The organism is Cuniculiplasma divulgatum (assembly GCA_031200235.1).
Taxonomy (GTDB): domain Archaea; phylum Thermoplasmatota; class Thermoplasmata; order Thermoplasmatales; family Thermoplasmataceae; genus UBA509.
In genome coordinates this window covers 1464200-1487855 of record CP133595.1, presented here as the reverse complement: position 1 = coordinate 1487855, position 23656 = coordinate 1464200, and the positions used below count along the sequence as shown (strand labels likewise).

General features: G+C 44.4%; 20 protein-coding genes and 1 tRNA gene. 10 read left to right on the top strand and 11 right to left on the bottom strand.

The window, feature by feature from the left end; all coding sequences use genetic code 11:
* Positions 1–123 precede the first annotated feature (123 nt).
* The 5 genes from RE469_07860 (at position 124) to serS (ending at position 5346) form a co-directional block, all read left to right on the top strand.
* Positions 124–777, top strand: coding sequence for a dihydrofolate reductase family protein (locus RE469_07860; GenBank protein ID WMT44111.1), 654 nt, complete (start codon positions 124–126; stop codon positions 775–777).
* Positions 750–1985, top strand: coding sequence for an adenosylhomocysteinase (locus RE469_07855; protein WMT44110.1), 1236 nt, complete (start codon positions 750–752; stop codon positions 1983–1985). Before RE469_07860 ends, RE469_07855 begins: the two co-directional genes overlap by 28 nt.
* Positions 1986–1994: 9 nt before the next feature.
* On the top strand, positions 1995–3212 hold the full coding sequence (locus RE469_07850) for a 2,3-bisphosphoglycerate-independent phosphoglycerate mutase (GenBank protein ID WMT44109.1): 1218 nt from the start codon (positions 1995–1997) through the stop codon (positions 3210–3212).
* Between the two features lie 96 nt (positions 3213–3308).
* A complete protein-coding gene (locus RE469_07845) occupies positions 3309–3974 on the top strand; it encodes a hypothetical protein (GenBank protein WMT44108.1) in 666 nt (221 codons plus the stop codon).
* A 43-nt stretch (positions 3975–4017) separates the two neighbouring features.
* The gene (gene serS / locus RE469_07840) at positions 4018–5346 is read left to right on the top strand and encodes a serine--tRNA ligase (GenBank protein WMT44107.1); all 1329 of its coding nucleotides are present in this window, start codon (positions 4018–4020) and stop codon (positions 5344–5346) included.
* A gap of 6 nt (positions 5347–5352) precedes the next feature.
* Here the strand turns inward: serS and RE469_07835 are convergent, their stop codons facing one another.
* The 5 genes from RE469_07835 to RE469_07815 all read right to left on the bottom strand — a co-directional run bounded on the left by RE469_07835 (position 5353) and on the right by RE469_07815 (position 11098).
* Entirely contained in the window at positions 5353–6807 is a 1455-nt protein-coding gene (locus RE469_07835) for an FAD-dependent oxidoreductase (protein WMT44106.1), read from the bottom strand.
* 77 nt (positions 6808–6884) lie between these two features.
* Entirely contained in the window at positions 6885–7283 is a 399-nt protein-coding gene (locus RE469_07830; protein WMT44105.1) for a DUF1634 domain-containing protein, read from the bottom strand.
* On the bottom strand, positions 7273–8250 hold the full coding sequence (locus RE469_07825) for a sulfite exporter TauE/SafE family protein (GenBank protein ID WMT44104.1): 978 nt from the start codon (positions 8248–8250) through the stop codon (positions 7273–7275). The genes RE469_07830 and RE469_07825 overlap by 11 nt, the downstream gene beginning before the upstream one ends.
* Positions 8251–8311: 61 nt before the next feature.
* Positions 8312–9016 (bottom strand): uracil-DNA glycosylase, encoded by a 705-nt coding sequence (locus RE469_07820; protein ID WMT44103.1) that lies wholly within the window; start codon positions 9014–9016, stop codon positions 8312–8314.
* A gap of 225 nt (positions 9017–9241) precedes the next feature.
* Entirely contained in the window at positions 9242–11098 is a 1857-nt protein-coding gene (locus RE469_07815) for a hypothetical protein (protein WMT44102.1), read from the bottom strand.
* A 917-nt stretch (positions 11099–12015) separates the two neighbouring features.
* On the opposite strand from RE469_07815, the gene pdxS reads away from it, so the two are divergent.
* Positions 12016–13026, top strand: a complete 1011-nt coding sequence (pdxS, locus tag RE469_07810; protein WMT44101.1) for a pyridoxal 5'-phosphate synthase lyase subunit PdxS — start codon at positions 12016–12018, stop codon at positions 13024–13026.
* Between the two features lie 3 nt (positions 13027–13029).
* Positions 13030–13764, top strand: a complete 735-nt coding sequence (locus tag RE469_07805; protein ID WMT45652.1) for a DUF92 domain-containing protein — start codon at positions 13030–13032, stop codon at positions 13762–13764.
* 172 nt (positions 13765–13936) lie between these two features.
* On the opposite strand, the gene RE469_07800 is transcribed toward RE469_07805, so the two are convergent.
* From RE469_07800 to RE469_07785, 4 genes are read right to left on the bottom strand one after another with little or no spacing between them, the layout of a single operon-like run.
* Complete coding sequence (locus tag RE469_07800; GenBank protein WMT44100.1) at positions 13937–14521, bottom strand: hypothetical protein; 585 nt, start codon at positions 14519–14521, stop codon at positions 13937–13939.
* Entirely contained in the window at positions 14518–15204 is a 687-nt protein-coding gene (locus tag RE469_07795) for an enoyl-CoA hydratase/isomerase family protein (GenBank protein WMT44099.1), read from the bottom strand. The genes RE469_07800 and RE469_07795 overlap by 4 nt, the downstream gene beginning before the upstream one ends.
* Positions 15197–16900, bottom strand: a complete 1704-nt coding sequence (locus RE469_07790; GenBank protein ID WMT44098.1) for a cytochrome bc complex cytochrome b subunit — start codon at positions 16898–16900, stop codon at positions 15197–15199. Before RE469_07790 ends, RE469_07795 begins: the two co-directional genes overlap by 8 nt.
* Positions 16901–16922: 22 nt before the next feature.
* A complete protein-coding gene (locus tag RE469_07785) occupies positions 16923–17684 on the bottom strand; it encodes a Rieske 2Fe-2S domain-containing protein (protein WMT44097.1) in 762 nt (253 codons plus the stop codon).
* A 140-nt stretch (positions 17685–17824) separates the two neighbouring features.
* Here RE469_07785 and RE469_07780 point away from each other — a divergent pair, with 140 nt between their 5' ends.
* The gene (locus tag RE469_07780) at positions 17825–18283 is read left to right on the top strand and encodes a hypothetical protein (protein WMT44096.1); all 459 of its coding nucleotides are present in this window, start codon (positions 17825–17827) and stop codon (positions 18281–18283) included.
* An 80-nt stretch (positions 18284–18363) separates the two neighbouring features.
* A tRNA-Val gene (locus RE469_07775) sits at positions 18364–18436 on the top strand.
* Between the two features lie 198 nt (positions 18437–18634).
* Here the strand turns inward: RE469_07775 and RE469_07770 are convergent.
* On the bottom strand, positions 18635–19723 hold the full coding sequence (locus RE469_07770) for a glycosyltransferase (GenBank protein ID WMT44095.1): 1089 nt from the start codon (positions 19721–19723) through the stop codon (positions 18635–18637).
* 711 nt (positions 19724–20434) lie between these two features.
* Here RE469_07770 and RE469_07765 point away from each other — a divergent pair.
* Positions 20435–23143, top strand: coding sequence for a thermopsin family protease (locus tag RE469_07765; GenBank protein WMT44094.1), 2709 nt, complete (start codon positions 20435–20437; stop codon positions 23141–23143).
* Here the strand turns inward: RE469_07765 and RE469_07760 are convergent.
* Complete coding sequence (locus RE469_07760) at positions 23140–23583, bottom strand: hypothetical protein (protein WMT44093.1); 444 nt, start codon at positions 23581–23583, stop codon at positions 23140–23142. The two genes, RE469_07765 and RE469_07760, sit on opposite strands and share 4 nt — an antisense overlap.
* Positions 23584–23656: the final 73 nt, after the last annotated feature.

Here is a 23656-nt window from a genome sequence, read left to right as displayed (position 1 = left end):
TGCTAACCGCCTGAACCCTGACAGCACATTGAGCAAGACGGGACCGCAGCAAACCCCTTGTTTATGAAAATAAAAGACTCCAATAAATCAAGTTCATATCTTTCTTCACAATGTGTGATTTAGATGGATAGGCCCAGAGTAATAATCAATGTCGCACAGAGCCTTAACGGAATGATTGCCGGTCCTGGCGGCAGGAGAGTTGCCATCTCATCAGCACATGACCGGGAAAGGGTACTCGAAATAAGATCAAGGGTGGATGCAGTGATTGTGGGAGCAAACACTGTCGTGAATGATAACCCTCGCCTGAATCTGGAAGGTTATGCATCCAATCATAACTCCGGCCCCATTAGGGTGGTACTGGATGGATCGCTCAAGATACCTGATAACTCACACATCCTTGATGGGACGTCCAAAACCGTGGTGTTTACCTGGAATCCTCATAGAGAACTGAAGGGAGCAGACCTCATAAGAATGAGCAGGGACCATCTTACTGTCAATGAAATCCTTGGTAAGTTATGGTCGATGGGCATAAGAAATGTTCTTGTGGAAGGCGGGAAGCAGGTGATCCATGAGTTTATTGATGCTGGTGCAGTTGACGAATTCCATATCTTTGTGGGGAATATCCTCATAGAAGGAGGAGGGATGATTCTTTTTGACCCCCCAGAGGATATTTCCGGAGTTGCCAGTGATATCCGGATCATGCAGGGTGGATTACTTATAAGCCTTGATCCGCATTCCTTAATGATAGCATGGAAAAAGAAAGCAAAGGCTATTTAAGGCTCAGCTGGGCCAGGGAAAGAATGGACGTAATGTCCGCCATCAGGAAGAGATTCACTGAAGAAAAACCACTAAAGGGAGTGAAAATTGCAATGGCTCTTCACGTGGAGGCCAAGACCGGCGTTTTTGCACTCCTGCTTAAGGAAGGTGGGGCCACCATAAGGATGGCTTCGTGCAATCCACTCAGTTCCGATGACAGTGTTGTAGAGTCCCTGAAGGATGACTTTGGAATGGAAGTTTATGCCAGAAAGGGGGAAAGCGAGAAGGAATATTATGAATACCTTAACAGGGCACTTGACATTAAACCACAGATCATAATCGATGACGGCGGCGATCTCACAAAGATTGTTCATACCGAACGTAAGGATCTTCAGGAGCACATAATCGGAGGAAATGAGGAAACCACAACAGGCGTGGTAAGGCTATTTGCCATGCAGAAGCAGAGTGCGCTTAAATTTCCCATGTTTGACGTGAACGATGCCCAGATGAAACATCTCTTTGATAACAGGTACGGGACAGGACAGAGCACGCTTGATGGCATAATGAATGCCACAAATGTGCTCATAGCCGGTAAACGCCTTGTTGTGGCGGGCTATGGGTGGTGCGGAAGAGGCATAGCGATGAGAATGAAAGGCATGGGGGCCCTTGTTACCGTTACTGAAATTGATCCTGTTAAGGCCGTTGAGGCTGCAATGGATGGATTTGATGTCAGGACAATGAATTCCGCAATCAGGGACGCAGACATGGTTGTGACGGCTACCGGCATGAAAAATGTTGTTTCGTATGATGATCTCCTCGTTGCGAAGAAGAACATTATACTGGCAAATTCAGGGCATTTCAACAATGAGCTTCCTGTTAATCTGCTGGAATCTAAATCACTTTCCAGAAAACCCGTAAGGGAGAATGTGGTGAAGTACAGGTTGGAAAACGGGAATGAAGTCAATGTCATAGCTGACGGCAGACTTGTGAATCTGGCCGCGGGGCAGGGGCATCCCGTTGAGATCATGGATATGAGTTTCGCACTTCAGGCCCTTACTGCTGAGTATCTTGCAAAACATCATGGAGAGCTTGAGAACCGTGTATATCCAGTACCAAAAGAGATAGACAGCGATGTTGCCCGGATAAAACTTGATTCACTTGGTCTCAAGGTGGATAAACTGACGCCTGAACAGCTTGACTACGCAAATGAGTGGATGGAAGGAACTTAAGGTGTTACCATGAAGAATATCATGCTTATTGTGCTTGATGGCCTGGGAGACAGACCAAACCAGATACTTTCGGGTAAAACCGCCCTTCAGGCTGCTTTCCGCCCAAACCTGAATCGCCTTATGCGGGAAGGGCAGGGCGGACTGATGACACCCATTGCTCCCGGGATCAGGGCTGGATCGGATACGTCACACCTGTCACTTCTTGGTTATGACCCGGAGAAATTCTATTCCGGACGTGGCCCCTTTGAGGCTATGGGTCTTGGCCTGGAAGTCAGGCCAGGGGATGTTGCCTTCAGGGCAAATTTTGGAACTTCTGACAGCAAAGGCATTGTGACAGACCGCAGAGCGGGGCGTTCAGCTGAAGGGACATCCCTTCTGGCAAAGTCACTGAACATGGAGATCGACGGTGTCAGATTCTTCGTGAAGGAGGGAGTTGAGCACAGGGCAGCTCTTGTGATGAGAGGCCAGGGGCTTTCTGACAAAATAACAGATTCTGACCCACACGAAACGGGCAAACCGGTTAACAGAGTTGTGCCAGTTTTTCCTGAAGGGGAATTTACAGCAGACGTACTGAACAGATATCTGGACACAGCAAGGAAAATCCTCAGGGATCACGAAGCCAATGAAAAACGGATAAAAAGTGGAAAGCCGGTTGCAAATGAACTCCTTCTGAGAGGCCCTGGAAAGGCCCCTGATCTCAGGGATTTCAGGGAAATGCATGGAATGAAGGGTGCAGTGGTAGCAGGTATCCCCATGATAACGGGAATTGGAGGTCTCCTGGGTATGCACACTCTCAAACCACAAGGTTCAACTGGGACCCTTGACAGCGACTTCACCTTAAAGCTTCTGGCTGCGGCCGACCTCACTAAGAAGTATGATTACGTCCTGGTAAACGTAAAGGCAACCGATGTGGCAGGTCACGACGGCGATGCCATTGCAAAGAGGGATGCCATTGAACGGATTGACCGGGCAATTGGAGAAATGATGGAGAATGTTGACCAGGATCTGGTAATAGCCGTAACTGGGGACCACGCCACGCCGTGCTCGCTCAAGGATCATTCCGGAGACCCTGTGCCTGTCCTCTTCAGGTCCAGGGGAGCTCTCACGGACAGATCACAGTTCTTTGATGAGCTCTCGGCTTCAGCCGGCATGTGGCGCATAAGAAGTATTGATGTCATGAACATACTGAAAGAGCTGGCAGACCGGTCTGAAAAGTATGGTGCCTGATCAGGTTTTTTGTTGCAGACCTGCTAAACTGCGACTTCCCCTTTTTTTATCGCAATCTTTAAGTATTATCTAGAATATGTCATGTCTGACATTTGAATGACACCTTCTAAATTAAGTCTGGACAACTTCAGGGAATCCCTGAAGGTAAGAAGTCTGCAGAAAGCTTATTCAAAAAAGGACCAGAAGGAGATACTCATATATTCACAGTCACGGGGAATGCTGTACACCTTCATGTTTTCAATAATGCTCTGGTGGATACCCATAGCCGGACCAGCAATTGCCGGATACATAGGCGGCAGGAAATCCGGAAGCACATCCAAAGCCCTGGTTTCCTCACTTGTTTCAACATCCCTGCTTGTGATGATCACACTTCTTCTGGCACCATTCCAGGCGGGTTTTCTGGGAGGAGCAAGTTCATATTTCAGCAAAGGGGTTCTGACGCTTTCACAATCAAACCTGATTGCCTACTCCGGTTTACTCACTGACCTCTACACTGGTTACGGCCTTGTTAAGACCTTCTCGCTTATTGTGCCGGGATCACTTGTTCTCCTGAATGTGTTCAGCTATACAGGCGGCTTTATTAGCAGGTTGAAAACTCAGGAAGAGAATCTTTCCATGAGTTTCGTGAGGAAAGATGTGGAAGACAGGGCACGAAGCGTAAAGACAGTCCCCCGTGTCCCCGGATATGGGAAGATCATAAAGGCCGTATCTGACGGTTCTGAAGATGACAAAGACGGAGTCGGAGGATGGAGCTATCTATAGTTCCATAACATAATTTATTTATAATCTCAAAATAACAGTACAGATGATAGATATCAAGCTTCTCAGGGATAACCCTGACATCTTTTATAAATCTGCAAAGGCCAGAGGTTCGGATACCGCCACCATTGACAGATTCTTTGAACTTGACGGAGAATGGAGAGAGAACCTGCGATCAGTGAATGATCTCAAACACCAGAAGAACATCCTGACGGCAAAGATTTCGGATGCCATTAAGGCAGGCAACGGAGCGGATGAACTGAAGGACCAGGTCAGGCAACTGAATCTGGAGATTGAGAAGCTTGAAAGCAGGCAGAAGATAATCGAAACAGACAGAGATGTGGTGGCAAAGCTTATCCCTAATTTACTCAGCGAAAGCGCACCTGTCTGCAAGGGTGATGAAAACAATGTTGTTGTGAGGAACTGGGGACTTGCCCGCGTTATGGATGAGGATGTGGAGTATTACAAATCATCAACGGCAAATATGGGGCAGTACTCTGTAATTGACAGACGGCCGGAGAGCCATGTGGACCTCATGCAGAGGCTCAACCTTGCTGACCTTGAAAGAGCCGGAAAAACCGCAGGAGCAAGGTTCTTCTATATGAAGAACAGACTTGTCAAGCTTGAACTTGCTCTGATGAATTACGCGGTGGATTACCTGTCTGAACGTGGATTCACTGTTGTGGAACCACCATATATGCTGAATTACCGTTCAATGGACGGCGCCACCGACATGGAGACCTTCAAGGATACCCTTTACAAGATAGAAGGTGAAGATCTTTATCTGATCTCAACATCTGAGCATCCAATAGCTTCAATGCTAATGGATGAGACTTTGGATGAAAGGGAGCTGCCGGTAAGGATAGCAGGAATATCGCCATGCTTCAGGAGGGAGGCTGGGGCACATGGGAAAGATACCAAGGGAATATTCAGGGTTCACCAGTTCACAAAAATTGAACAGTTCGTGTTCTGCCACCCTGATCAGTCCTGGGAGTTCTTGGAGGAGATTCTTGGTAACGCTGAGAGCCTGTTCAAAAACCTGCGCATCCCATATCGCGTGGTAAATGTCTGTTCCGGTGAGCTCGGAAACCTTGCTGCAAAGAAATACGATATCGAGGCCTGGTTCCCGTCGCAGGGAAAGTTCAGGGAGGTGGTATCGGCATCAAACGACACTGACTATCAGGCACGCTCCCTGGGAATAAAATTCAGAACTAAGGATGGGAACAAGTTTGTACATACTCTTAACAGCACGGCAATTGCAACCACAAGGGTGATGGTTGCCATAATGGAGAATTTCCAGCGGGACGATGGAAGCGGTTTCGAGATACCGGAGGTACTGGTTCCCTATACCGGATTTGATTTCGTCAGCAGCTGATTGCTATTACCTTCCGCGTTCGGCATATGCGAGTTTAGCCGAAATCGGAGAATATTTTTTCCATCTGTCCAGGATCGGGAGCCACTCCTCTGATACCTGATCCATTGCATTGAGATACTGGAGAATCCCGTTTACAGCCAGATCAGCGTCTCTTACCGCACTGATAAGATCTCTGTTGGAGTTTGTGGAATCTCCTCCTGAGAAAAGACCAGGGATCGAGGTCATGTTGTTCTCATCAACAATTGGCTGTCCGTGGGGCGTGAGTCTGAGCATCTTTACAAATTCATCCCCCATGAATGAATAGTCTGTTTCCTGGCCGGTGGCTTCAATCACCAGATCAACGTCCATTTCCAGCACCTTATCCTTAATTGGAACTGGCTTGGCACGGCCTCCCTTCTCAACAACCATTTCATTCTGCCAGTATCTGAGTTTCGTAACCCTGTTGCCTTCCTTTACATATTCGAATGGAGTTACTTCCCACACGTATTTTACGTTCTCTTCTTCGGCTTCCTCAAGTTCCTCATCGGCATTCATTGTGGGATATCCGGGGCGATCTATCTCTCTCCTTCTGTACATTATGACAACATTCTTGGCTCCCAGCCTGAGAGATGTTCGTGAGGAATCGTTTGCTGTAAAACCTCCTCCAATGATAGCCACATTCTTACCAACATCTACGTGTTCCCCGAAGCTTGCTTTCCTCAGGAACTCCGTAGCATGCATAACATTCACTGCATCGCTTCCCGGAGTACCGGTCATATGTGGCGTCTGGTTTCCAACTGCCATGTAAACGGCATCGTAGTCGTTCATTATCTGTGAAAACTGGATATCTTTCCCGATCTCCGTACCCAGATGAACATCAACCCCCTGTGAAGTTATGAAACCTATTTCCTTGTCCAAAGTTTCCTGAGGAAGTCTGTAACGTGGAATGCCGGTTTTCATGAAACCACCCAGAGCGGGAAGTTTTTCAAAGAGTGTAACCCTGACACCCTGAATTGTCAGGTAAAAGGCTGCAGTGAGCCCGGATGGGCCACCACCGATGACCGCAACCCTCTTGCCGACAAATTTCTTGCGCGGGAGATCAAGTATCTTCCCATAATCAGGAAACTGATCTGCTGCGTATCGCTTAAGATGCCGAATTGCTATGGGTCCGCCGGTATCGTAGAGTACGCAGATATCCTCGCACAAATGGGTACAGACTCTACCTATTATTGCGGGAAATGGAAGATTTTCAAATACGATCCTGACAGTCTGGGCAGGATCACCCACAGCAGTGCTTTTTATATAACCGCCAATATCCAGGCTTGCTGGACAGGCTTGTGTGCAAATGTTACACCCTATGCAGCGGCTGGCTTCCGCCGTAGCCTCTTCTGTCGAGTATTCCCTGACAGGCTCCAGAGTGAAACTCTTGACCCTTGCAGCGGGGTCCTCATGGGATATTTTAACTCGCTCAAAATTAAGCATCTGCTGACCCTATACCTGCATCAACAGATCAATTATAAACATTTTTTCAGGATAGGAGCTAATCATGTGACATTATATCACATGAGTCTGGGTATCACTAACATGGCAAAGAACAGGTTGAAAAGAACTATTATTGCCATTATGAGGTAGAGCCTGTTTTCCTCTGCTACGAACGTTACAATGGATAGCACAACCACTGATATTGGAGTGAAGATCAGTACCCATAGGCCTACCGTAATGAAGTAGAAGCCGTCAAGATGGGCTAGACCAGCTCCAATTCCGGAAAACGAGAGTGAGATGATCTTGGAGTTTATTGTCATGTTATGGAAATCAGAGACCTGAGATATATTGTAGCCTGAAGCCTCCCCCTTGACAAATATCAGAATGATTCCCACTATGATGAAACTTACACTGAGCAGCACGCCGGATCTAAGGGTATAGCTCGCTATTTTGTCGATGTTTACGTCACGAGGCAATCTTCTCACCCCTCTGGTTTTTCACATAAAGACCACCGATCATGGCCACTGCGGCAATCAGTGATATGGCGACCTCAAGAGCAGAACTTATTATGAGAATCCTGTCAGTGATCAGCCCCTTCAAGAGCATCTCAACACCCAGAAATGAGAGAATTCCAAAGAATATCCACCTTATGTCCTTATTCGTTATTCTCACAAGGATCTTTGCTCCTATGAAGGAACCAAGCAGAACGCCTATGGCGGCTGCAGCGGCCAGGAAAAGTTGTATGTATCCCTCGTACCAGTAAATGGAACTCCCGGTTGCGGCGGTTATTCCTATCATAAAATTGCTGGTTGTTGTTGTAACTTTCATTGGCAGATTCATTGCCCAGTCCATTCCAAGAACCTTCAGTGCCCCTGAACCAATTCCCAGAAGCCCTGAAATCACCCCTGCGAAAAACATGATCAGTTCTGCCAGCCACCATCTGACTCCAACGTAATTCACCTGCTTCTTCAACCTGGCATCATGATAGGAACCGGCCAGCTGGAATAGTTTTGATGACCAGTCCGCTTTTCTGTCCTGTGGAACCTCATACTTTCCCCTCTGCACTGTTGGTATCAGTGACATCAACAAGACGAGTCCGAAAATGACATATATAATCCACTGCAATTTGTGATCATATACTTCCACGGCAGTGAGAGAACCAACAATTGCACCTGTCGTAGTAGCGATTTCAAGGCCCACTCCAACCTTAATGTTGGTGATTTTCTGCTTTGTGTATGCGCTTGCTGATCCTGCCGATGTGGCGATGGTTGAGATTAAACTTGCACCGGTTGCGTAAATAATTGGCACTCCGTAGAAAAGCGTGAGAAGAGGCACAAGAACGGTTGCCCCGCCGAGACCGGTCAGGGAGCCGAGTACACCTGCAAATACGCCGCCAACAACAATTGACAGGAATTTGGCGGCAATGAACAGAAGCGATGACATTACGGGGTTCATCGTGCAATCATATAAATTATTGCTTACGGAGGATTATCTTCAGAATAAATCATGATGTTTTCTTCAGATATTCTCTTATTCCTAGGAGAGTCCGCAGGAATGAATCTTCGGAAAGCTTCCCAGTATTAACATTCCTGGGCGAAGGGTGAAATGCCATGAATATCCTTATGTTCCCGACATCCAGTGAGCCCTCGTTTCGGAAGGAGGAACTAGACACACTTAAACCCTCTGAATGAAATACTCTTGCAATGCTTTCAAACGCGAATCTGCCAAGGACAAGAATCGCCTTTAGATTAGGCATGCAAGTGATTTCCTCCTTGAGGTATGGTAAGCAGTTTTCCAATTCCGACGGTGTTGGTTTGTTGTCCGGTGGCACACATTTTACAGCTGCTGTAACATATGCATCGATGTATCTCAAGCCGTCATCTCTTGACTCGGAGGTAGACTGATTGCAAAAACCCGATTTGAACAGCGCAGATACGAGAAACTGTGCACTCTTGTCCCCTGTGAACACCCGGCCCGTCCTGTTACCGCCAGAGGCTGCTGGAGCCAGCCCTACAATCAGCAGGCGTCCTGCCATGTCTCCATATCCTGGAACAGGTTTCCGCCAGAATTCCTGTCCAGGATAACGCTTAACTGAAATTGGCACATTTTGCCTGTATAGCACCAGCCTTGGGCATTTATCGCAAGAGATTATCCTGTCTCCCAAGTCACTGCATAAAGATTCAGTGCCCTGCTCTTGGCCCATTGGCATGTTCTGATCAATGTGAATATCGATTTAAGAGTTGTGAACTCAAATCATTGGGATGTTCAATTTTATCCTATGATTCATTCAAGAGAAGGAATCGCTTATGCAAATTGACGAATGTCATTAGTGATATGCGTCAAAATAATTATAATTAGGAATGCCCGGTGAAATCTGGTATTGATTTAGTTTCTGGGAAAACTTTTCAGTATCTAGAATGATTGAAAATATGAGCTATGCCAAGCTGAGATTATGAGAATAAGCCCCTTGCATTGTATTGTAATAAGCAACTAACCTGTAAGGAGAGGTATGCGGAAATGAATATACTGAATACAGTGGCACTATTACAACGTCTGCTGGATGCCCTCTCTGGAGTGTTGTATTATACTCTGGTTTCCAGAGGCAGGTATTTACATTTACTATCTCCCCGGGAATTATAAATCTGAAAAGTACCGGTGTCTGACTGATGCTGGTCCCGTAAAATGTGATGTTAACAACGGCTTCTTCCACAAAACCAGTACTATTGTAGTTTAAGAATTTGACAGAATTTATTTCAAAATGGCCTGGATTCTGGGAAACACCTTCGTGATATCCTACAGCAACAGCCATGGCCATCAGTACAACAAGAAATGTTATAAGAAGCCTTAGATTTCTGTGGTTTCCAATATTTCTGGGAACTGGTGGTTTGTAATTATCCTGATCCTTGGCGTGATCGTGTCGGTAATGAATTAGGTCAATCGCTGGCAGGATTGAGATGAGAAGCCAGTAGGCCAGGTACTGTATAAACAACCTGTAGTTGAAAAAGAAAATAAGAATAGGAAAGGCAAATAATGCGTATCTCATTTTATCAAAGAACAGGACATAGGTTCCAAGCAGAGCTAGAAAAGTAACAATCAGAGCAATGGTGAAATCAATTCTGGGAATATCGATGAATCCAAGGAAAGAGATTTGAGAAATCCCAAATCCAACACCAAGCAAGGGTGAGAACTCATCCTGCAACAGATTATGCATAAAGAAATGAAAGTTTGTTAGCATGAAATATCCATTTATTGCAAGGAACACGCCAGTGGCAGTGATTAACCAAATTATGGTTTTTCTAAGCCCGTTTGTGCGAAATATGTAATACAGGAGAAATGGCAGCATAAGCGCAGGGAACTGCTTCACGGAAAGCGATGCACCATAGAATGCTCCAGATATTTTTGTGTGAGATATGAAAAAATATGAGATCATAAGGAGAGAAGCCCAAACAATGTTAAGATCTCCAAATTCTACCTGTGGAGCATACATCACAAATGATAGGAATGGCATGAGAATGAATATGGAGAGAATCCACTCCTTCATTGACCATGCCTTATACCATACTAGGAATATAGGAATTATGAAGAATGGAAGCATAACCAGGGCAGGCTTGAGATTGAATATTACGGCAGGAAGCATTGTAATAAATGACAGTGCCGGATAGGAATAGGTGCTAACATATCCTCCATTAGTAAGAGGAGTATCGTAATAGTAGGGAAAATGATAGAATGGAAAGGCTGCGAGAGTTAAGGATGAATTGTATGGGTCTAAGCCTTTCAGAAAAATATGACCCGCATATAAATCCAGAACTGTTTCATCTGTAGGTAGCCTTGGACCTGCCAGATAGAAGATGTATGTAAGAAGCATAATGCTTGCAGCAAAGCATATAAAGAAAAAGGTTGATGTTTTTCTGATATCATTCCTTCTTTCGGATAGTACAAAAACGGTAATGCCAGCAATTACAGGCACTCCAAAAATGAGATAAAATATTGGGTTTGGAATGTATGGGGATGCAATAGACATAGATTTCGGCCCAACAAAGCTTATGGAGATCAATAATATAACTGCAGAAACTGCCATCAGTATGTATGCTCTTGTCACTCGAAGTGGAGTGGAATCTAACGTTGCGGCTATTATAAAATAAAATGTTAGAAGAATCTCTGTCCATTCCAGTATCCATGCAAATATATTGAGATAACCTGCAGTATCCCAAGCCGTTGACGCACCCGTCAGCATCAGACCAGCCATGACAAGGTACGCAACTCTTATTGTATCCTGTGTTCCAAGCTTCATATTTTCATTTTCCTTATGAGGTTAGGTGATATCTACTTGGTAAAGGCTGATACGAGGAGTTGAGACGCAACGCAACATCTTACCTCGTGAATACGACGAATGTGCCTGACGGCGCAATCTCTTTGCTGCCGCCGAATATTTATTCCGCTGATATTTTCTGCATACCCTGATTAGCGCGTTCTTTTCATTGGCTGAAAGTAGTGATCCATTCGCCGGAATTCTTTTGTCAACATGACAGCGTACGAACCCGTTGCAATGTGGAACGTTAAACTCACTATTTGTATTAGTCACTGGTTGCGAAGCTATAGTGGACTAAATAATAACCTTTCGCCCATATTTGCTCACCTATCGCGAAAAACTTGCTATCATATAATTACTTCATAATGCCGTTAGGAAAATGAGGGAAGCAGTAAAACTCCCATGCTTCAGCATTTATATATACAAACTTTGCCAAATGAAATAATGTGATATAAAGTGGAATTCTTACTGCGCTCCCCTGAAACAGTAAAGCATTCTCCTGAAGAGTAAGACGTTTAAGATGGACTGATTGCAATAGCACATTGGTTCCATTGGAGTGTTCTCTGTGAGTGGAAATCCCGGCCTCAAATCCTCTGCTGAAATCAGGCTGTGGAGCGATGCCCGAGATGGATAAGGAATGGTCTCGCTGCCGTGACACCGAAATGCCGACCAGCCATTCATTGCGGTTCTATGGCCAAGCTACATTTAACAGGGAATAGTAGTTGACATGATCTGCACTGTGGCTAACCCCGTCAAAATATTTCGGAATTTTCGCTAAAAAAATTTAGCCATTGCACTATTATTAATGTCTCATTTCCGTAAATGGCAGCGTTACTGGGCTTTCTACGGGGGCTTAATAAACATATTTATATTTTATCATGATGCGTTATGCGGTTGATATGCCGATTGAAATATCAAAATTAAGATTTGGCGATGAGCTTATCAAGCGTGGCTTTGCCAAAATGACTAAGGGTGGCGTCATTATGGACGTTACAACCGCTGAACAGGCTAAGATCGCTGAAGAAGCTGGTGCCGTTGCGGTAATGGCTCTGGAGCGTGTTCCGGCTGATATCCGCGCTGCTGGCGGAGTGGCCAGAATGGCTGATCCGGAGAAAGTAAAGGAGATACTTCACGCAGTCTCCATCCCTGTAATGGCTAAGGTCAGGATTGGGCACCTATCGGAGGGGTATATCCTGGAGGCACTGGGTGTTGATATGCTGGATGAGAGTGAGGTTTTAACTCCAGCTGATCCGTTTTTCCATCTCAATAAGAGAGAATACAAGGTGCCCGTAGTGTGCGGCGCAAGGATGCTACCTGAAGCTGTAAGGAGGATATTTGAGGGCGCAGCCATGATAAGAACCAAGGGAGAAGCCGGTACAGGTAACATTATTGAAGCAGTGAGGCACATCAGGATGGTATCCGATGGCATAAGGTCACTCAGGGAGTTGGGCCAGGATGACCTTGTTAAGGCTGCCCACCACATCTCTCTATCATATGTAAAATTGAGAGGCAACGTCTCAGAAGATCTCTTTGGAAACGAAGATTATCTTGGTGGATTCGACGCATACTATGGCATGTCCCTCGAAAGGATAGAGGCAGAAATTCTAAAAATCCTGAAGGAGATACGGACCATGAAACGACTTCCTGTGGTTAACTTTGCTGCAGGTGGTGTTGCAACACCTGCGGACGGCGCGCTTATGATGAAACTTGGATCAGACGGTGTTTTTGTGGGAAGCGGTATTTTTAAGTCCAAGGACCCGGAAAAGATGGCCAGAGCAGTGGTGGAAGCGGTGGAAAATTACGAAGACTACAAGCTTATAGGTGATGTTTCCTCGGGACTCAGCAGCATGTCGGGCCTTGACATAGAGAAGATGCCGGAAGAAAATAAAATTCAGGGAAGAGGCTGGTAATCCATTTCCCCCTTTCTAAATACCATAGAGATACTTCTCTTTCTAGGGATCTTATTCGCCCTTTCAAGACTATTAAATATATTTGATCTTAAGGGCAGTGTTGCCGCACTTGTGGTTGGATTGGCTGTTTCTTTCCTTGGATCCATAAGGTGGCTTATATTACTCCTTATTTTTGCTGTTTTCTCACATCTTGCAACCAAAGCATATTTCGATCTGAAACAGAAGAATAAACTTCAGGAAGGAGAAAAGGGAGAAAGGAAGATGTCGAATGTGTTTTATGCTGGAATTACTGGTCTTGTAATAGCCTTCCTGAATGTTACCACCATAATAGGCCGATACCCATATTTTCATTATTTCGAACTATTTGCAATTTCTCTGTCTGTTATAAGTGCCGACACATTTGCATCAGAGATAGGCATAATAGACAGGAAAGTTTACATGATAACAAATCTGAAGAGGACAGCCCCTGGAATAAATGGGGGTGTCTCAGTTATCGGCCAGCTGGCGGCGTTGCTTGGAGCTTCCATAGTGGGCATTTCATATGGGCTTCTTTCCGTTGGCGGATTTAATACATTGCACGTTGTTATGGTCATTTTCCTTGGCTTTATCGGGTGCCAGATTGACAGCTATCTGGGTGCAATCTTCGAGAACAAGGGTAAGCTCTCAAAGGGAGAAGTGAACTTTATAGCCTCTTTTTCTGGCGTAATACTGGGTGCGTTATTCCTTTATCTGCTGTAAAGTCACATTATTGAGCAGGATTTGCATTGATTCCTTGTGTACTCGACGAATAAGTAGCACCCTTACAATGAATTCATAATGTTACGAAAAAGTGAAGAATAAGAATATTGCAGAATTTAGTGCGTAACCATAAGAAAAAGGGAAATTGCTCATATAGAGACTAAAATTATGGCTAATAATCCTTAGTCACTACTATTGACCCGACTACACCATACTGCCCTGATGCAGCTGTGAAGCTGGCAATAACAGGTTCGCCTGTCTTCATGAGAGATAGAGCAGTGGAGTTCAAAGTGGCTGTAAAGGATACTGTGGCAGTGCCTCCCTTCAGTGAAGTGTTCACATATGTGTTGTTGAAAAGGACGTAAGTCGAGTCCTGATAGGCGACCGTTGTAGCATTAGCGGTTGCGTTGCTGGGACTTTCACCCTGTTTAATGAGGGCAGCGTATGTGGAATTATATGTCGAATTGAACTGGGTGATGTTTAGCAGTACTGGAGGAATAATGGTTGCGTTAACCGCTCCTGTTGCAACTGGAGCCTTCACTGTAATATTGAAGCTGAGTGACGTCACTGGGCTGGAGAGATTTACATAGTATGTGGCATTGGAAGCAATGAAGTCACCCTTTACATTTGATGAAACTGATGTCACAGTCAATGCTGATATTTTGGAAGGCAAAATGTGCGAAGTGCCGAAAGCACCGCCTATAACTATTATGACCAGAACAAGAAAACCTATCCAACCCTTGACATTTCCATTCATTGGTTAACGCCCTCCTTCCTTGAAAGATCAGTTACTTCGTTTCCCGTGCGAATATTCCGAAGGTAAGAGAGATGTTCCATATCTAACGCCTCAATCAGATTACGCATTGCCATCCGCCTTCTTAGCACCATAAGTGTGCCTCTTGATTTGTTTATGATCCCTTTAGAATCCTCAAGGAAGGTGTCTCTGTTTATGATCAAATCACAATTTGAACCTTCCTTCGCATCAACCCGTGCCAGTTCCTGAAATCTTGAACTTGTGACGGACCCGCCCAGTACAAATGAGTATTCCTTGTAAAATCCAAGCCTGCTTCCTTCTGCGGCAATAATCCTATCGCACAATAATGCAATTTCATATCCGAAGTCGAATGCATCCCCATTAATCAGTGCAAATGTTGGTTTCTCAACAGATGCAAGAGTTGAGGCGAGAGCCCTGGCCTGTTCAAGGTATGAACGCTGATTCCCAGTATCCAGAAGACCTTTGCAGAATACGAAATTTTGCCCAGTTATGGCAATTGATTTCACTTCATCATCAATTGCGGCTTTTCCGATGGCCATCATCAATTCACCCATGACCGAAGAAGAGATCTTCCCGGACGAATCCGTTCTCAGCACTATTACTCCAACTGTATCTTCCCGCCAGAACGAAACGTAATCGAATCCTTTTACTGTAATATTACTCATAATAGAACGCTGCCCTGTAAATTCTCATTATTGTGCCGGCTATTATCAGGATGAATGCCAGTCCGATGCCAAATTCACCGTTGTTTATTGCACCAATTGGATTCAGGCTGAATATTAGATACGTGATCACTATGGCTGCAATCGCTAGTAGTGCTGAAAGAACTACGGCCGTATTCTTATTCATTCTGTAGGCACTTCTCTCCTGCTTCTGCTTTGTAGAATCATATTTATTGGATAATCTGGCAGATTTTGCTGTCCCAACAGCTCCAAACACCATTACTCCTCCCGTGAAGAAAGTCGCAACTAGGTTAAGAAGGCTTGTATGTGCAAGTGTTGCAGTGAAATTCTGTCCAAATACATATGCCCCAAACATCATTACGAAAAGGAACAACAGGAAAGATGTGAGTATTTTTGTTCCAGTGATCTTGAATTTACCCTTTTTATATTGCCGCGATAGAAAGGTCATCCCCCCGACAACCACAACAAATGGAGGCAAGAGGACGGCAAATACCTCGTAATTGGGTATTTGCACACCCGGGGACAGTGCACCCCAAGCTGACAGGATTGCCATGTATATTATGCCAAGTATGCCAAATGATGTTACCAGAGGCCTCGAAAGTGGATGCAGATCATCCGTAGTATCAATGAAAGGCAGGAGAAGGAAATATAGAAGGGGTATCACTCCTATGACTGCGGTTGCGGCCAGCGCTGATAGATTACCTGCTGCAGCAAATATGTCAAAATCTACTGCTTTGTAAACAAACAAAAGGAACCATGGTGGATACGCTGGTACGTATGCTGCATTCGGAGAACTTGGAGATACCTGTGGAAAAGGCGAAAACAAGGCGGGGAAAGTAGAAGCTGGTCCTGGGCTTACTGGAGCCAGAAGCGAAAGTATTGATGGTATGAGTATGATAAAACCGAAAGCAAACATGGCAAGTTGCGTCATGAATGAAAAGTTGTATGGGTACCATTCCTTGTGTTTTTCTTCATTCTTGTCAACTGCGGGTGCCTTGTGATTTGTCTCTCTGTGCGAAGGCATTATTCCATTTGCCTCTGCGAGCCAGAAGTGAGCACCGAAGACTATGCCTATCAATGCCACCAGTATGATATGCCAGGCAAGCATGTGACTGAAGAGGCTTGTACTTGTGCCATTCCCAAAGAATATTGACTCCAGGTAATTACCTAGAAAAGGTGTTGCTTTTGCAATTCCTCTCCCGACATCTGTGGCATCAGATGAAAGAACATCACCTGTCATTGAATAGCCGAAGAATCCGACACCTATAGTTAGGGCAAGTAGCAGAACGCCAAGAACCCACTGCAATTGTCTTGGCTTCTTATAGGAACCGAAAAAGTAATTCCTGAAAAGGTGAACATATATGAGGAATATCATTGCGTAAGCCCCATACAGGTGAGTTGTCAGAATCAATGAACCATAAGGCACAGTTGTAATAATGGCTTCAGTGCTGTTGTAAGCATCACTTGGTACATAATACAAGAGAAGCAGCAGGCCCGTAATCACCTGATACACAAAGGCCATGGTTATCAATGCACCTGTCCAGTACCATATTCCTCCTCTCTTTCTCATGTAATCCGGCACTTTCTTCAGCGGCAGGTCATTGATGTGCATCGGGTCTTCGCCAAGCACTTCGCCTTTCTGCGGCAATTTGAATAGCTTAGGTTTCTCATCAAACAATTTTTTGCACCACCAATTTTTTCTATGATACAACAGATATCTTATTTACGGGCGTTGTGGTAGTTCCACTTGGGAACGCAGTTCCACCAGACAGATCATTAGGCTTTCCATAGATAGTGGGTCCAACCATACTTTTTACCTTGTAAGTATCAGAGACTGATTCATACTCCAGAATAGTGTTGGGAAGAGGATGCACGGTAGGACCTGTTACAACTGCAAACCCATTATATGGGTCGTATGTGCTCCCATGGCAGTTGCAGTGAACATATCCCGTTAGCATACCATTCTGTGCATTTTGCTGAGCAGTAATCAGTGTAGGATGACCGGGGATTGGAGTTCCAGGGGTATAGTAATGTATAATTGGTGGAATGCAGCCCAGATGCTGGCATATGGCGCTGGAGCTGATCACAGATCCATATGGTCCAACTCCCGCAGCTGACGTAAAAACACGGCCAGTTGCAGGTACCTTGACGGGCTTTGAAACAACTCTAACATCGTTGTTGTGCTGATCGCCAAGTCTTATGAGAAAATTTGGGTCATTTTGAAGTGGGTAATAATATACGTATGCTTTTGTGCTGTTGACCTTTATATCTGAGGTATGAATGGGCAACCCGGTATCGGAATCAACTAGCGTTAGGGTAGGAAATGCGGTAAGACCGGTTGTTGGTGGAATTATGTTTGAAACAAGCCCCTTCACGACACCAGCGACTGCAGCCCCTGCAGATACGACAATCATTGCCTTGAGGAAGTTCCGCTTACCATTATCTACTCTTTCCTCGTCCATTAGTGGTTGATACAATCAACATATAAGTTTTTTTCATTGATAAGTGTGTACGAAGGTTAAAGAATAGATAAAACCTAATAATAGATATCGGGTAATCCAGATATCCAGATACCTTATATACAAGAATACTATGTCTATACATGGCAACTAAAGAAAGAGAAGAAACTGAAGACAAGAAAGATATTTCCATAAAAGGCGTCAGCAAGGATATCTACAGGAGAGTTCTTAACCTGGCCAGGGACACAGGAAAAACTCTGGGTGAGGTCACGAACGATGCCTATAAGACTTTTCTAGCAACCGCCTCAGGAGCACGCCAGATCTCCAAAAATTTTGTGGAAGGTGCCACACAGAGCATGCCCAAGTATATAGAGAACATAAAAAATCTGTCTGTAGACAAGAATGATCTTGCAGAAATAGGACACAAGGTGGCGTTCAGCAATATAGATACATTGGAACTTGCAGGCGTAGATAATGAAACATTTGACAGGTATGTTGATTCCATAACCAATGTTAAAACTCTTAAAATAGATAAGCACCTGAGCAAGGCCAAGGTTCTGGTGAAATGCAGTTTTGTTGACAATATAACCGTAACACAGTAACCAATTTTAATGGCCCCCTATAAAGGCAAATTGCTCAAGAGGGCCACAAGATTTAAAATAAGCACGTGATTTTGGGATTGGGGCTCGTAGTCTAGTGGTTATGATACCGCCCTTACAAGGCGGTGGTCACCGGTTCAAATCCGGTCGGGCCCATTCCAGTCGCATCTAATTTTGGCGGGCAACTCCTTGAATAAACAGAAGCTGTGCAGGAACGGTTAAGAGTTAGCAAATGTAAAATTCATGAACATCACACGTTTTTTGTGGAATTAGTTTTAGAAAGACTCAAGGGGTTCCAGCTTATCTGTTTATTAGGGGAGCCTTATGAGGTGTCCAGTAGACCTCTCAAAGCGATTATTCGTTCTCCGAGTATCTGGCCTTATGTTTATTCTCTCCCCACACAATGGAACTCGATAGGATATATCTTACAACATATGCCGCCGCTATGCCAAGTAGATTCGCGTCAAGATATTCGAAGCCTTTCAGGTATAGTGAAAAATAGAAAATGAAGTTCACCGCTCCAGGCAGGATTGAAAAAATATTATGAAGTGCAATTCTTTTTACAAATCCGAACCTCTTCTTTCTGTTCTTGAAGGTCCACAGGTCATTAAGGAAAAAGTTCGTGGTTATTGAAATTTCAATTGCCACGAGATCTGCAAGTATTGGATGGAAACCATGCAGAAGATAAAGCACAAGTTCGTTCACCAGTATCCCGGTAGTTCCAACAATGGCATACTTTAAGAGATTTCCACGCAATGCAACGAAAGCGAAGAAATCTATGATATCGCGAAACTTGAGTTTGGATCTCCCGGTTTTTCTAGAGATGAATGCTATGGGATATTCACTGCATACGAATCCTGCAGTGATAAGGCGTTCCAGAATGTCAACCTGCCCCGTATATCCAGGCTTTATTTTTTCCTCTTCAGACAGGAATTTATACGCTCTTTTTGAGTAAACGCGAAATCCAGATGTTGCATCTTTAACTGCGGGATGAAACGATAGGTTCACAAGTTTATTTGCAACAGTAGAAATTACTTTCCTGGAAAAACGATCGCCATTATTGCCATTCTCTATATACCTCGAACCCACAACAACATCTGCTCTTGACCTTATGGCATATTCAACCATATGGACTATTGTTGATGGATCATGAGAAAAGTCGGCGTCCATCACCACAAGGAAATCATTCTCTGCATGCCTCATTCCCTCTATTTCCGCTGAAACCAGACCTCGCTGGTTCTTTCTTATGACAAACTTGACCTCTGGAAATCGGGAAACGAGATCGCATGTCCCATCTTGGGAATCGTCATCTACTACATAGACATTATCAAGATCTAGATTCTTTAATGTTGGAAGAAGTGTTACAAGATTGTGATATTCATTATATGTAGGTATTACTACGCCGATGTTGAAGTGTCCATAGCCCGGATCCAAAGTTATCAAGAAACTCCTCCTTCGACCATTATTGATTGTTCTCCTTATGTTCGGTATGCTTGCAGTTTGATTTCAGCGTGATTTACTGAAATCTGTATTTCATATTTAATGCTACCTCTAAATCGACAAATGGCGAAATTAAATGCCCATGTGCTGTTTTACTAGTTTAGGATTAAATAATCATCGAAGTACAGTGTTATAAACCAACATCGCTAGAATAAGAAGGGATAATTTCATGGCTAAAATGCCACATTTGCTGCACATGCAAATTTTCATAAATCAGATAGTTGCAATGCCACCCATTGTCCTGCAAGAGGCTGAAAGCATATTCGCATGGAATGAGTTGCATAACTTCTTTCATTAACGCATCAATTCTTTCACCCCTTACATCTGGAATTGAATCCTTGGTCTTTAGTAAAGAAACTTCAGCATTGCTGGATCGCCGTAACATAACTATGTTTTCCAGGCATGGCACTCAAATTTCTGGGTCTATTCAAGCTTTTTACAAGGCCTGATAGACTGCGCAAATGCAAATTTCGCTTCATGAACCGCAGTGAAGGCAAACATTTAGTAATGAATGGCGTTGCGAATGAGATGCGATTGAGTTTACACCTTCCGATTATCCTATCCGTAGTTGTGATGGTGTTAGTTGTTTCTTCATCCTTTTCTTTTCTTCATGAATCCGCTGGCACTGTTATTCCACGGAATAGTGGAGGCTTCATGCCCAGCACTACTCAGGATAAGAATGGTTTCAGTGAGCAGACTTCCAAGCATCTGGAGAATTTCACAGCAATTAATCCGTATCTTTACACAGACGAGCCAGCACCCATGGGTATTGCAGATTACGGTATAGGGCCTAATGGAATTCCCTACGAAACCAATAGAACCTCATACACTGGAACTGTAAATATTTCCGGCATATCCACCTTTAACTCAAGCTGGCCAGGAGATTCCATGGGTTTCCAGCTTAATCTGAACCTAGTTTTCATCAACTCCGGAAATCGTTATGTATTCTGGGTTCAGGATGTTGCGTTATTAAACACAACCTCCCGTGAGATACAGTTTCTGGACAACATATGGAATTCCTCTCAACCGCAATCCGGGATGCTGAACTCCTCAGTTACTGGAAACGGAACTGTGGGTGATTCCAGTGGAATAGGCTTCTACTACTATGTGCCCGGAAATGATCCTGGTAATCTGGTCGAACTCAGCTACCCAACTACAGTTACTCTGAGGATGAACACCAGCCTTGACGCCAGTGGGTCTCCTCAGGTTAACTTCAGTTACAACGATGGTTATGGATGGGTTACATACGACGAAGTCGTCTTTACATTTGCAAATAATGTCAGGAATGTTCCCGAATTTCAGGTCAGTGGATTTTACTATAAGCCGGACAATCTCCCCATGGACGCTGAATTCATAATGGGCGGCCCGGGAGGTGGGAGCGACACACAAGACATGGCTTCAAGTGTTTCCATGATGCTGGACTATTGGAATGGTTACAATTATCAGGCAGTGTCTAATGCGTATAATTTTGGAAGCAATACAGCTGAAGGAATATCCAATGTATCCATAGCCTCATCACCGGCAAGTGAATCTGGAACTCCGGGTATATCTGCTGAAAGCGGATCTGGAGCCCTTGACATGGACTATAACACTTCAACCACTGGTTTTCTCAATCTATCATCTCCAAATTTGCCTTCAGGGCAGCTATATATCAATACAACAGTAGTTCCGTATGAAAACCAAGGAGCCAACGTAACACTTTATTCAGGCACATATGATGTTCACCTTGTGTCAGGGTCACAGAAAATGAGCTTCGGGACTGTCACCATATTACCTGATTCTGTAACAAGGATCACCACGGTCTCCAGTTACTGGGTTAATTTCACAGAGTCTGGACTTCCGTCTGGTTCTTACTGGGCCATAAATATGTCCGGCATTCTCAAATCTTCAACCGGGAATACAATTTCACTGCTTCTCCACAATGGCACTTATTTCTATAATGTTTCGACCATTCCCGGTTACTCGGCCATATCGAATTCCGGTAAACTGAGCATATCAGGCGCCCCCGTTAGCGTAAAGGTGAAGTTTACCCAGATAAAGTATGAACTGAATGTGTTTCAAAGCGGATTGCCTGCCGATACACTATGGTATTTAAATATCTCATCAACCGAATATAATTTCTCAGAAAGCGATTCATTGATCATTCAACTTCCAAATGGAACTTATCATTACAACTACAGCACGCCAGATTCCATTTATTCAGGCGGTTCCGGATCGTTCAGGGTTTACGGCTCTAATATTACAATAACAGTCGGTTTCATGAAGAATGGGGAGCTTGTTGTGATCTCAGGAATCAATTCCACCCTGTTCCTGAATGGAGAAAAGATCCTGGATGACAAAAGTAACTTTTCCATATACCTCAAGCCCGGGACATATTATCTTGTGGATTCTGCTCCCGGATACTATGCGTATTCTGATTTCTTTTCCATAAGCTACGGCAGCGCTCTGACATTGAATATCACCCTGAAGGCCATGGTAGACTATGGTTATCTGAATGGCACTGTTAATTCAAATAACGCCATAATCAGAGCCAACGGAATGCCTGTAGCAGTTTCAAGTGGAAAGTTCAACGAAACGCTTCCTGCGGGCAGATATGTAGTTTCAATATATGGGGATAATCTGACTCCGGAGATATATTCACTTGCTATTTACGGCGGAAAGGAAACATACATGAATATTACTACTCAATCGTCTGTTACCTTTGATATACAAGGGCATATAATGCCAGGAAATGCTGAGATATTATTCAATGGATTACCTGCCACAACGAACTCATCGGGCTATTATGTGATATATCTTCCCGCAGGGCAGTATAAAGCTTCAGTTACTGCATCAGAATACATGCCGGAATCTTACAATCTCTCCGTAAGCGGGAATATTTCCCGCAATTTTGCTCTTGACCTGATTCCTGCACGTTATGCACTTTCAACATACGGCATCGTCACAATAGAATCTGCCAATATATCGCTGATTATGGTAAATAATACAGCTGGCTCTGTATCAGTCAGCTATTCTTCTGACACAAGTGAAGGAACAATGCTCATATATGTATCTCTGAACAACCTTACTGGCAGCAGTGTATCGCAGGCTCTGTCAAGCAGAGTTTATGTCAATGGAGACGCGATTTCGAACTACAGAATTGCAATCAGTGGCAATTATACTGCAATACTGTCGGTTAATATCCATAATGGTGATCCGCTTATTATCTGGCTCCTGAACTCAAGTCTTCAGGCACCGCTACCTCATTTAAACAATAAATCCAAGTTAATATCCCCAAAGGATGCAGGAGCATACCTGGCACTGGGTGCACTTGTAGCTGTGCTGTTGGGGGCAGTGGCTCTGACAAGAAGAAGATATCTTTAAAACTCTATCTTTATCTGCCAGTCATTTTTGTTCTGGATAAGCGACCCATTGAGTCCCTTATCTTCAATCTGGCTAAGCCGGGTTGTTGCTTCGCTTTCTGATCTACAGTGAAAGAAGATGGCGTCATATCCCAGTTCGGGCATATCACTCTGCGAACCAAGAATGTCCTGCAGCTTATCCAGAACCTCGACCAACCGCTCCTGCGTAGTCCTGAGCTGCCCGGTTTTTATTCTCTCCGTACCTCTTTCCATAAGGCTGCTGTAAATTACCTGATTTACCTTCCCGGAAATCTGCCTGTGAGAGGGCGTCCTGAACCCAGTGGCCATGAAGTAAGCTCCGACGGCTATCACCACCCCTCCCAGATAATCCAGCACGAAGAAGAAGAAATAGAAACCGAGGATGGCTATAAGTATTCCCATTATCGTCCTAGTGTTGTTCAATAGGTTTGAAATGCAATTCTGACTAAAATCTTTACCGATTCCTGTGGACTACTAATTGCAAATTGCCCATAAA

Excerpts from the sequence above, each read along its gene's own strand:
- RE469_07765 (WMT44094.1), top strand. The coding sequence starts at position 20,435 with ATGCCCAGCACTACTCAGGATAAGAATGGTTTCAGTGAGCAGACTTCC.
- RE469_07795 (WMT44099.1), bottom strand. The coding sequence starts at position 15,204 with ATGAGTAATATTACAGTAAAAGGATTCGATTACGTTTCGTTCTGGCGG.
- RE469_07855 (WMT44110.1), top strand. The coding sequence starts at position 750 with ATGGAAAAAGAAAGCAAAGGCTATTTAAGGCTCAGCTGGGCCAGGGAA.
- RE469_07835 (WMT44106.1), bottom strand. The coding sequence starts at position 6,807 with ATGCTTAATTTTGAGCGAGTTAAAATATCCCATGAGGACCCCGCTGCA.
- RE469_07800 (WMT44100.1), bottom strand. The coding sequence starts at position 14,521 with ATGAATGGAAATGTCAAGGGTTGGATAGGTTTTCTTGTTCTGGTCATA.
- RE469_07850 (WMT44109.1), top strand. The coding sequence starts at position 1,995 with ATGAAGAATATCATGCTTATTGTGCTTGATGGCCTGGGAGACAGACCA.
- RE469_07815 (WMT44102.1), bottom strand. The coding sequence starts at position 11,098 with ATGAAGCTTGGAACACAGGATACAATAAGAGTTGCGTACCTTGTCATG.
- RE469_07820 (WMT44103.1), bottom strand. The coding sequence starts at position 9,016 with ATGCCAATGGGCCAAGAGCAGGGCACTGAATCTTTATGCAGTGACTTG.
- RE469_07825 (WMT44104.1), bottom strand. The coding sequence starts at position 8,250 with ATGTCATCGCTTCTGTTCATTGCCGCCAAATTCCTGTCAATTGTTGTT.
- pdxS (WMT44101.1), top strand. The coding sequence starts at position 12,016 with ATGCCGATTGAAATATCAAAATTAAGATTTGGCGATGAGCTTATCAAG.
- serS (WMT44107.1), top strand. The coding sequence starts at position 4,018 with ATGATAGATATCAAGCTTCTCAGGGATAACCCTGACATCTTTTATAAA.
- RE469_07860 (WMT44111.1), top strand. The coding sequence starts at position 124 with ATGGATAGGCCCAGAGTAATAATCAATGTCGCACAGAGCCTTAACGGA.
- RE469_07780 (WMT44096.1), top strand. The coding sequence starts at position 17,825 with ATGGCAACTAAAGAAAGAGAAGAAACTGAAGACAAGAAAGATATTTCC.
- RE469_07845 (WMT44108.1), top strand. The coding sequence starts at position 3,309 with ATGACACCTTCTAAATTAAGTCTGGACAACTTCAGGGAATCCCTGAAG.
- RE469_07785 (WMT44097.1), bottom strand. The coding sequence starts at position 17,684 with ATGGACGAGGAAAGAGTAGATAATGGTAAGCGGAACTTCCTCAAGGCA.